Raw genomic sequence first — 7,296 nt, 5'->3', positions numbered from 1 at the left:
AATCACCATTCAATTCTGCCCGTCCTATTTTGCCAATGGTGCAACTATTTCTGTGCAGTTATTGATTTAACTAAAGGGTCTGAATTAAATGATATCCTATACTCATTTCCCCCTTTAGCATTGTTTGTAACCATTAAATAGTTTACATAACCAGACTTATTCATTGGACTATTATTACTAACGCTAAACTCATTGTAGAAATGAGTAAAATCATCTGACTCTGAAAATATAAAATATCCAAAACAAATTTTATTATCACATGACACACGGTACTCATTTAGAATAGAACTATATTTTGACTTATTTAAAAACTCACTAATACTGTTCTCAAAAACTATTGTTTCAAACGACTTGTCTGGCATTGTCGAGAAAACATCTATAATTTCGTAAAAGTTAGCTGAAGCCAAAATTGAATTTAGCTTAGTACTATCAACAACATTGTCATCACTAACTATCCCTGTATCATAACCTCCATTAAGCTCCATTTTATGCTCAGTCAAAGAGTGCAAGGAACTATCACTTGCTCGTGGTTCTTTTATATTTGTTAACACATCAAAATTAACATTAGCAGAGTTAGAATCATCGACCAAAACGATATGGCTATCTTTCATAAAGGATATATCGTTAACATTAGCTTCATTATTATTTTCAAAAAAATACAATGTAATAAAAATTAAAACGAGTAGAACAAATAAAAAGAAAACGCTCTTCCTTAACATAACAATCCCTGTAGTTTTAGTAAAAATTAAAACGCTTAATATAAGACAATAACATAATATGTTTTTACCTTGCCTTCAAACAAAAGTAAGCACAAGCTTTCTTGCTCGCCTCTCGATAAAACCAAGGGATGAAGCATCATCCTTTAAGCAAAACTCTTGGCCTACCCTTTGCTTAATCACCGCAGCGTTTTACCCCTAAAAACAACCAAACGCGATGACGTTATGATGGATAAGTGACAACACAGGGAATTTTAATCTTGAGAGCAACAATGAAAATAATACTAGATGATCTAAAAGGGCCTGAAATTGCAGCACTTTTAACGGAGCACCTTAAAGATATGCGGGCAACCTCGCCGCCGGAAAGTGTGCACGCATTAGACTTGGATGGCCTGCGCCAACCCAATATTCGCTTTTGGACACTGTGGGATGGCCGAAATCTGACGGGCTGCGGTGCACTAAAATGGTTAGATGCTGAACATGCAGAGATCAAATCGATGCGAACCGCAGCAACTTACAAACAACAAGGCGTGGCATCCCAGATTCTGCAGCACTTGATCAATGACGCCAAAGCCGCTGGCGTGCAACGCCTCAGTTTAGAAACCGGCTCGATGGCCTTTTTCCTGCCCGCACGTTCTCTCTACGCTAAGTTTGGCTTCGAGCTGTGTGGCCCCTTTGCCGATTACACGCTCGACCCCAATAGCCTGTTTATGACCAAAAAGCTCTAGGCCTCTTCACACATCAATCCACTAAGGTAGCAAACCTCAGTCTAGACCTAACCACAGCTAAGCTTTTGCCTGTTTAGTTGTGGTTAAGGCGCGATGCTTGTGCCAGTAATGCATTAAAAATCCGAGTAATAATCCCCAGAATGCACTGCCGATCCCCAATATACTCACACCCGAGGCGGTGACGAGAAACGTAATCACCGCCACTTCTCGCTCGTCGTTATCCGCGAGCGCTGCGGTTAGACTGTTGCCTATGGTGCCAAGCAGGGCAAATCCTGCAATCGCGAGCACCAATTCCTTTGGAAACGCGGCGAAGAGCCCCACTACAGTGGCGCCGAGTAAACCAGTGATAAAGTAAAACACGCCGCCCCACACTGCCGCCCAGTAACGGGTCGCGGGATTTGGGTCAGCTTCTTTACCCATACAAATCGCCGCCGTAATGGCCGAGAGATTAAAAGCAAAGCCGCCAAAGGGTGCAAACAATACGCCCATCAGACCCGTCACAGTAATTAATGGCGAGATAGGCGGGCGATAACCATGGCCGTGAAGCGCTGCCACCCCAGGCATATTTTGTGAGGCCATCGTCACCACAAATAAGGGCAGCGCCACGCCCACTACGCTGGTGACAGAAAACGCAGGCGCTATCCATACAGGGGCGGCGAATTGCAGCTCAAGCTTATCGAGTTGCAGGAGATCCAATTGATAACTCATCCCTATTCCCGCTACGAGGGTGAGTAACATAATGTGGCGCGGCGCCCAGGGCTTAAGCACAACAAACACTAATAACATCAATAGGATTAAACTCAGTTGAGTCTGCATGGCTTGAAACAGCCCTAAACCAAACTGCAGTAAAATCCCCGCTAACATGGCCGAAGCGACTGACTGTGGCATGATACGAATAAGCTTATCCATCCAACCCGCCATGCCGCATAGGGTGATCAACAAAGAGCTAATCAGGAAGGCACCGACGGCTTCGTGGATACTCAATCCCGCCAGGCTGGTGACCATTAGCGCCGCCCCGGGGGTCGACCATGCCGTAAGCACCGGATTTTTATAATAGAGAGACAGGCCAATACTGGTGAGCCCCATGCCGACCCCCAAAGCCCACAGCCATGAACTCATTTGTGCCGATGTCGCACCCACGGCATCCGCCGCCTGCAGAATAATCACCGCAGAACTACTGTAGCCCACCAGCACGGCAATAAAACCCGCCGATATTTTTGATAGTCCCAAAGCCTCGCGCCACATCATCCCTACTCCTAATCCTACCTTTGCCTCGAGCATCGCACCATTACCTGTGCGCTATAACGCACAAAATGGACAAGATAGCACCTGTGCGTTATAACGTACAAATAATTTTTTAAGTATCAGACCACAATGCAGACCATCAACAGCTATCTTGCCGCGACCCTAAAACAACTGCGCAGCCAAAAGGGTTGGAGTTTAGATAAAGCGGCACTCGAGACAGGCGTGAGCAAGGCCATGATAGGCCAGATTGAGCGCGGCGAATCTAGCCCCACTATTGCTACCTTGTGGAAAATCGCTAGCGGTTTTAATACCTCGCTCTCAACTTTTCTGGAGCCGACACCCGAGAGCCAAGGCGCGGTCTTTCGTAACGCCGATGCATTACGCCAAAAGCCTGCAACCGACGGCATGTTAGTGGCGTCGCTATTTCCCTTTGAGCCACGCTTTGGTTTTGAGATGTTTGAACTCACCCTATTACCGCACTATGAGCGCCTTTCCGAGCCCCATGAGGCGGGCGTGACCGAGCATGTGATTGTACTGAGCGGCACCATGGAAGTATTAGTCGATGGCCATTGGCAGCCATTACAGCAGAGCGAGGCCGTGCGCTTTGCCGCCGACAAACCCCACGGTTACCGCAACTTAAGCGATCAACCCGTGGTGTTTCATGATCTTATCCACTATCACAGGGAACCGCCTGCCACCGAGTAACGCCGACAAGCCAAGCACCCAACAGATTGCCGCTTGCGCTCACCAATTCATTAGAATAAACTTATTGAAAGTTTTCTAATCATAGAGGCAAAGCTATGTTTCAATCTTTACTGGCTAAATTATCTGGCAGCAGCAACGGTGAAAAATGTTGGCAATTGATTGATCAAGGTGCGCGCGTTATCGATGTGCGCTCACCGGAGGAGTTTGCCTCGGGTCATTTGCCTCAGGCCATCAACGTGCCGCTGCCAACACTCGACCAATGGTTGCATCAGGTTGACAATAAACAGCATCCCTTTGTGCTTTACTGCGGCGCAGGTATTCGTGCCCAAAAGGGCTGCGATATTCTCAAAGCCAACGGTTTTGAATGTGTGATCAACGGTGGTTCGCTAAAAGATTTAGTCTGCTGCCAGCCAAGCTAAAACCTAAGCAAAGCAACCATGCGTGAGGAGGTGCAGATGACAACAAAGTGCCCGCGCCCAACTAGCGGCGAACAACCGCCGCAGCCCAAAGTGGTTCGCGAAACCCGCTACAGCGTGAGCCGCAACCGTGGCCAAGCAAGCACTAAGGTTCGCTATATCGAAACCAACACCATATCCCTTGGCTGCAAGCTTTGCGAATAATCGCGTTCTGTGTAAACAAAAATGCCAGCATTTACGCTGGCATTTTTTATTATCTTTACGATTAAACCGCTAACTTATCGATACTGGCTTTAGCTTCGCTGATACCTTTTTGGTTGGCTTCTGGGCCCATGTTCAGCGCTTCAGCATATACCACTTCCACGTCGGTGATACCGATAAAGCCGAGGAAGGTTTTTAAGAAAGGCACAATGTGATCGGTTGGGCCATCTTTATGGGCGCCACCACGGGTGGTGATCAACACGGCGCGTTTGCCTTCTACTAAGCCTTTAGGACCGTTTTCGGTATAAGTGAAAGTCACACCGGCACGGGCCACAAAATCAATCCAGTTTTTCAGTTGGGTTGGAATGTTGAAGTTGTACATCGGCGCGGTGATCACGATTGTGTCGTTCGCTTTTAACTCTTCAACTAAGGCGTTCGACAGGTCGAGCATCTCTTGCTGACGTGCGGTTAACTCAGCGCCGCCACGTAGGCCAGAGGCGATTTCGCCATCAACCATTGGCAACACATCTTTACCCGCTAAATCGCGAACTGTGATGGCCGCGCCTTGGTCTTCCCATTTACCGATCAGGTGGTCAACTAACAAGGCAGATTGTGAATAACCGCCAAGAATACTGGATTTTAACACTAGGACTTTAGACATAATCTGCTCCGAAAATTGAAATTCTTGAGAGTCTTTCAGCTTGCTCTCGACTCTATGGGCTTAGTTTATTAGTCCATAAAAAAGAAAAAAAGCGGATAAAATTTGAGATTGATTTCGATTTTTTAGAAAGGTTTTACATTTTAGGCACACTAACATACAAGCCATCGAATTGGGCGCAGAGTTTTTCGTCACAAAAGAGTTGTACTTCGAGTTTTACTTTGGCTTTGCGCCCCCGTAGCAGCGGGCTTAAATTCGCATCCGGCCAACGTACTTTGACCTCGGGTGCACAGTCGACGGGCGCCAAGTAACGGATATGGGCATCGGCTAACACTATGTCGCCATCCACATTGAGGAGTTGCTGTTGCAGCCATACCATGCCCCAACCTGTGAGGGTCATAAGGGTATAAATGCTGCCCGCAAACATGGTGTGATGCAGATTGATATTCGGCGCGAGTGGCGCACTCACGCTCAATTCACCATCAGAAAATGACAGCGGCGCTATCTGCATAAACTCACTCACAGGTATAGTGCGGTGCCAGGTCTGGCGTAATTGGTTTAATAATTCGTCCATGTGCATGTCCTTACTGCCGTTGGCACACTGTCCTGTAGGTTAAACCTGTAAATGGAAGGTCACTGGGCCATCGTTGACGAGTTCAACCTTCATATCAGCAGCAAATTGCCCTGTTTCGGTGGTCACGCCCTTGGCGCGGCAAAAGGCGACAAACTCTTCATACAGGCCAAGCGCTTGTTCTGGTGTGCCCGCCCCCGAAAAGCTCGGCCTTAGCCCACGCTCAGTATCAGCGGCCAAGGTAAATTGTGATACCACTAAAAGCGAGCCTCCCGCTTGAGTCAAATTGAGATTCATTTTGCCGTTTTCGTCGGAAAACACTCGATAACTCATCACTTTAGTAGCTAGCTTTTCCATCTTCTCGCGGTTATCTTCCCGCTCAACCCCAAGTAAAACTAACAAGCCCTTATCAATTGCACCTATGGTTTGATTATCTACAGCCACACTGGCGCGGCTGACTCTTTGAATTAAAGCGATCACAACTTTTCCTTTAAATTAAGACTTAACAACGGGCATCAAAGGAATTGGGCGCAGATACTGCTCAATTCCCTCCGGCAAGGACTTAGCGATTTCAGCCAAGCCGCCATCGGTCCACAGCATAAAACGGCGAAGCTCCTCGATTTCGACCTTATCAGCAAAGGTCACAGTACCTTGGATTTGGATCACCGCACCTTGCTCGCGCAATACAAATTTAGCGAAGTTTAGCTTGGCGTTTAGTTCGCCAATCACCGCGGGCAGTTCAGGGCTGGCCTGCAACTGTGGATGCACCGCATAAAAACGGTTCATCAGAATACGGTCAATCCCCGCAGCATTTATACTGGGTTCGAGCATAAAATCATTATTGCCAAATTGCACCGCAACCTTATCCGCCCCGACTTTGGTGGCTAAATAGTTGGCATTAATTAAGGCCTGATACAAAGCATCAGCGGCGGCCTCATTGGTCATTCCCGCCAATTGCACCACTTTAGGCGCCACAGGGGCGCGAGCCTCAGTCGACTCGACAGCTAAAGATGACGATTGAGATTCTGGGGTTGAGGATGAGGTGGCCGCGCAAGCCGTTAATCCTAAAATGGCGGCAATAATCATAGCTAATTTCATGCAAACTCCTGTCGCTTTATCCAAGACCACATGGCTTGAATTTCGAGTGTGACGGCAAGTGAGAGTATTTCACTATTCAACGAATGCCCGCCATCAACAATAGTGTGGATTTGTATCCAAGGGTTATCGATTTTTGCCCCAAATGCGGCTAATAAGCGTGCCGGACAGACGGCATCCTGCGTGCCTTGTAATAGCAGAGTACGCGCAGAGACTTGAGATGTCACCCGTTGTAATACACTGAACATATTGAAGTAATCATTTTGCGCATAGTGCAGCTCAATTTGAGCTAAGGCGAATAGCGGCGGCGCAAGCCGCTTAGGTAGGCCAGTTGGTACGCCCGCTAGGGTTAATTCCCATTGGATCCAACGGCGGGCAAAGTCATGGCGAGTTACCTCATCTTGGGCGTTAAATCCTAGCTGATAGTGCGTAAATAAATCCGCCAATCCAATAGAAGGCGCGGCAAATTCACGGTATGCCTGTGGATATAACTGCGCTGCGCCCGAGGGCGCATAGAGCCATTCAATCCCTTCTTTTGATGGAATAAACAGCGCCCATAATACTTGAGCTATTACCCGCTCCGGAAATAACCCACTGTAAATTAAGGCTAAGGTGGCGCCAAATGAGCCACCCGCTAAGCACCAACGCGCTATGCCTAAGTGAATGCGAATCGCCTCAATATCGCTGATGAGTCCATTTAAATGATTGTGTTCCAACTCGCCAGCGGGCAGTGATTGCCCCGCACCACGTTGATCTAACAGTAAAATCCAATAGTGCTCGGGGTTAAATAAACTGAGCTCACTCACACTAGCGCCTGCGCCAGGACCACCATGCAGATAAAGCAGCGGGATACCCTGCGGATTACCATATTGAGCGAGGTGTAACTGCTGCCCATTGCCCATCATCAGCCAATCACGGCGGATAAAAGCGGCAAGCGGATGGGCATCAGTGATCATAGGTG

The 7,296-nt window shown here is 47.7% G+C and carries 11 protein-coding genes; 4 read left to right on the top strand and 7 right to left on the bottom strand.

Annotated features, from left to right (window positions below):
- Positions 1 to 44: 44 nt before the first annotated feature.
- Complete coding sequence (locus tag L976_RS20800) at positions 45 to 719, bottom strand: hypothetical protein (protein ID WP_047539733.1); 675 nt, start codon at positions 717 to 719, stop codon at positions 45 to 47.
- Between the two features lie 269 nt (positions 720 to 988).
- Here L976_RS20800 and L976_RS20795 point away from each other — a divergent pair, with 269 nt between their 5' ends.
- Positions 989 to 1,444 (top strand): GNAT family N-acetyltransferase, encoded by a 456-nt coding sequence (locus L976_RS20795; protein WP_047539732.1) that lies wholly within the window; start codon positions 989 to 991, stop codon positions 1,442 to 1,444.
- A 57-nt stretch (positions 1,445 to 1,501) separates the two neighbouring features.
- Here L976_RS20795 and L976_RS20790 read toward each other — a convergent pair whose 3' ends face one another.
- A complete protein-coding gene (locus L976_RS20790) occupies positions 1,502 to 2,689 on the bottom strand; it encodes a benzoate/H(+) symporter BenE family transporter (RefSeq protein ID WP_047540837.1) in 1,188 nt (395 codons plus the stop codon).
- Between the two features lie 129 nt (positions 2,690 to 2,818).
- Between L976_RS20790 and L976_RS20785 the strand changes: the two genes are divergently transcribed.
- The 3 genes from L976_RS20785 (at position 2,819) to L976_RS22525 (ending at position 4,014) form a co-directional block, all read left to right on the top strand.
- Positions 2,819 to 3,394, top strand: coding sequence for a helix-turn-helix domain-containing protein (locus L976_RS20785; protein WP_047539730.1), 576 nt, complete (start codon positions 2,819 to 2,821; stop codon positions 3,392 to 3,394).
- Between the two features lie 95 nt (positions 3,395 to 3,489).
- On the top strand, positions 3,490 to 3,813 hold the full coding sequence (locus L976_RS20780) for a rhodanese-like domain-containing protein (RefSeq protein WP_037425005.1): 324 nt from the start codon (positions 3,490 to 3,492) through the stop codon (positions 3,811 to 3,813).
- Positions 3,814 to 3,849: 36 nt separating this feature from the next.
- Positions 3,850 to 4,014: a hypothetical protein gene (locus tag L976_RS22525; RefSeq protein WP_037423241.1), complete on the top strand. Its 165-nt coding sequence runs from the start codon at positions 3,850 to 3,852 to the stop codon at positions 4,012 to 4,014.
- A 61-nt stretch (positions 4,015 to 4,075) separates the two neighbouring features.
- Here L976_RS22525 and azoR read toward each other — a convergent pair whose 3' ends face one another.
- The 5 genes from azoR to L976_RS20755 form a co-directional block, all read right to left on the bottom strand.
- A complete protein-coding gene (gene azoR, locus L976_RS20775; RefSeq protein ID WP_047539728.1) occupies positions 4,076 to 4,672 on the bottom strand; it encodes an FMN-dependent NADH-azoreductase in 597 nt (198 codons plus the stop codon).
- A 133-nt stretch (positions 4,673 to 4,805) separates the two neighbouring features.
- Positions 4,806 to 5,243: a thioesterase domain-containing protein gene (locus L976_RS20770; protein WP_047539726.1), complete on the bottom strand. Its 438-nt coding sequence runs from the start codon at positions 5,241 to 5,243 to the stop codon at positions 4,806 to 4,808.
- A 39-nt stretch (positions 5,244 to 5,282) separates the two neighbouring features.
- Positions 5,283 to 5,720 (bottom strand): D-aminoacyl-tRNA deacylase, encoded by a 438-nt coding sequence (gene dtd / locus L976_RS20765; protein ID WP_047539725.1) that lies wholly within the window; start codon positions 5,718 to 5,720, stop codon positions 5,283 to 5,285.
- A 15-nt stretch (positions 5,721 to 5,735) separates the two neighbouring features.
- On the bottom strand, positions 5,736 to 6,338 hold the full coding sequence (locus L976_RS20760; RefSeq protein WP_047539722.1) for a hypothetical protein: 603 nt from the start codon (positions 6,336 to 6,338) through the stop codon (positions 5,736 to 5,738).
- Positions 6,335 to 7,291, bottom strand: coding sequence for an alpha/beta fold hydrolase (locus L976_RS20755; protein ID WP_156143218.1), 957 nt, complete (start codon positions 7,289 to 7,291; stop codon positions 6,335 to 6,337). The genes L976_RS20760 and L976_RS20755 overlap by 4 nt, the downstream gene beginning before the upstream one ends.
- Positions 7,292 to 7,296: the final 5 nt, after the last annotated feature.

The sequence above is a fragment of the Shewanella sp. ZOR0012 genome, assembly GCF_000798835.1.
Lineage (GTDB): Bacteria > Pseudomonadota > Gammaproteobacteria > Enterobacterales > Shewanellaceae > Shewanella > Shewanella xiamenensis.
This window is presented reverse-complemented; position numbering and strand designations above follow the sequence as displayed.

What these genes read in the sequence shown, in the direction of transcription:
- L976_RS20800 (WP_047539733.1), bottom strand. Translation starts at nt 719, where the DNA reads ATGTTAAGGAAGAGCGTTTTCTTTTTATTTGTTCTACTCGTTTTAATT.
- L976_RS20795 (WP_047539732.1), top strand. Translation starts at nt 989, where the DNA reads ATGAAAATAATACTAGATGATCTAAAAGGGCCTGAAATTGCAGCACTT.
- L976_RS20790 (WP_047540837.1), bottom strand. Translation starts at nt 2,689, where the DNA reads ATGTGGCGCGAGGCTTTGGGACTATCAAAAATATCGGCGGGTTTTATT.
- L976_RS20785 (WP_047539730.1), top strand. Translation starts at nt 2,819, where the DNA reads ATGCAGACCATCAACAGCTATCTTGCCGCGACCCTAAAACAACTGCGC.
- L976_RS20780 (WP_037425005.1), top strand. Translation starts at nt 3,490, where the DNA reads ATGTTTCAATCTTTACTGGCTAAATTATCTGGCAGCAGCAACGGTGAA.
- L976_RS22525 (WP_037423241.1), top strand. Translation starts at nt 3,850, where the DNA reads ATGACAACAAAGTGCCCGCGCCCAACTAGCGGCGAACAACCGCCGCAG.
- azoR (WP_047539728.1), bottom strand. Translation starts at nt 4,672, where the DNA reads ATGTCTAAAGTCCTAGTGTTAAAATCCAGTATTCTTGGCGGTTATTCA.
- L976_RS20770 (WP_047539726.1), bottom strand. Translation starts at nt 5,243, where the DNA reads ATGGACGAATTATTAAACCAATTACGCCAGACCTGGCACCGCACTATA.
- L976_RS20760 (WP_047539722.1), bottom strand. Translation starts at nt 6,338, where the DNA reads ATGAAATTAGCTATGATTATTGCCGCCATTTTAGGATTAACGGCTTGC.
- L976_RS20755 (WP_156143218.1), bottom strand. Translation starts at nt 7,291, where the DNA reads ATGATCACTGATGCCCATCCGCTTGCCGCTTTTATCCGCCGTGATTGG.